The following is a 1,396-nucleotide window of genomic DNA, read 5'->3' on the forward strand; positions in this document are numbered from 1 at the left end:
GGAAGAAGGGCTCATGTATTGGCAGTTGCTCCAGTAGATTGATATTTCTCAGGACCTGCATAACCTGAAGTGTGTATATAGGTGCGTTAATTGAGACAGCTGGCACTGAAACACGGGCAGTTGGCAATCCGTTCTTTCTACATAGCAATTACTCGGACGACCAGATTATTTTCATTCTCAGGCAAGTCTAAATAGGGACGTCTGTTCCTGAATTATGCCGCGAACGCGGGTTGAAGACAGCGACCTTCTACAAATGGTGTTCCAAGGATGGTGGTGCTTGAAAAAGATGTACGCAGAGGTGTATTTCAATGCGAAAATCATCCAAGATACCAAGTCAATATATTTTATACTGAACGGGAAATCTATTCCTTGAGTGAGCAGTATTTATGATTATTTCTGGTAAGAAAAATTGTGTATTCATACATAATCCTAAAGTTGCTGGTTGTAGTATTAGAAAGTCTTTGGAAAGTTTTGATGACTTCGACGGTTTTTTCTGGGACCGAGGTTATATAAAAGGGATTGATCATCCTGTAGATAAACCACACATCACCATGAATGATTTGGCAAAAACTGATTATTTCAAATACTTGCTTGATAAAAATAAATTTGTTTTTGGATTTGTAAGGAATCCCTATGAACGAGTTTGTTCTGCTTACTTTGAAGTGAGAAAGCAATTAAGAAATATAAGTGAAGATTTTAATGATTTTATAGTTGAGCTAGATGAAACTAAAATCAGATACGACTATAAATATATACATTTTTGTCCGCAGCATTATTTTTTTTATGATGGGCAGAAATGTTATGTAGATTTTATTGGTCGTTACGAGAGATTAGACAGGGATATGTTATATATCAGTTCAGTTCTAGGTCTCAGTAATAAATTAGAAAAAATTAATGAAAGCACGGAAAAAAAAGAAGATTGTCTTTCATATTATAATGAGGAAGCGATTAGAACTGTTAATAGAATATACGAGAAAGACTTTCTACTGTTTGGTTATGAAATGATTGGGGATTACCTGGTGCAAGATCACGATCTTTCTAACCCTGAATGGTTCGCAGAATTTAATAAGCAAAAGCCAATATCTCAATTGATAGAACGATTGAATTTAAATGAAAGTGTTGCAAGTCAACAGCTTGAGACGATTGAGAGGCTTAATTCAGTCATAAATACGCTAAAAGAACAAAATCAAACTACACAGTTAAAGTACAAGCAAGAGTTATTGGAAGAAAAGTCAAAGGCGGAGTCGAAAGAAGACGAGCTAAGACATATTTATTCTTCACGAGCTTGGAGGTTTATTTCGTTTTTTAGAAAGCTCTATATAAGGTAGTTAATCTATGCCACGATCGTTTATCTGGTCGATAGCCGAGCTTTTCGAGAAATGAGCCCGGTATGGCC

Annotated in this window: 1 protein-coding gene; it reads left to right on the top strand. The window is 35.8% G+C overall.

All coding sequences use genetic code 11. The features are described 5' to 3' along the window. The first annotated feature begins 386 nt into the window (after nucleotides 1-386). Complete coding sequence (locus KDK19_RS15675; protein ID WP_257275503.1) at nucleotides 387-1,328, top strand: sulfotransferase family protein; 942 nt, start codon at nucleotides 387-389, stop codon at nucleotides 1,326-1,328. Nucleotides 1,329-1,396: the final 68 nt, after the last annotated feature.

The organism is Endozoicomonas sp. ONNA1 (assembly GCF_024606325.1).
GTDB lineage: Bacteria > Pseudomonadota > Gammaproteobacteria > Pseudomonadales > Endozoicomonadaceae > Endozoicomonas_A.

Excerpts from the sequence above, each read along its gene's own strand:
- KDK19_RS15675 (WP_257275503.1), top strand. The coding sequence starts at position 387 with ATGATTATTTCTGGTAAGAAAAATTGTGTATTCATACATAATCCTAAA.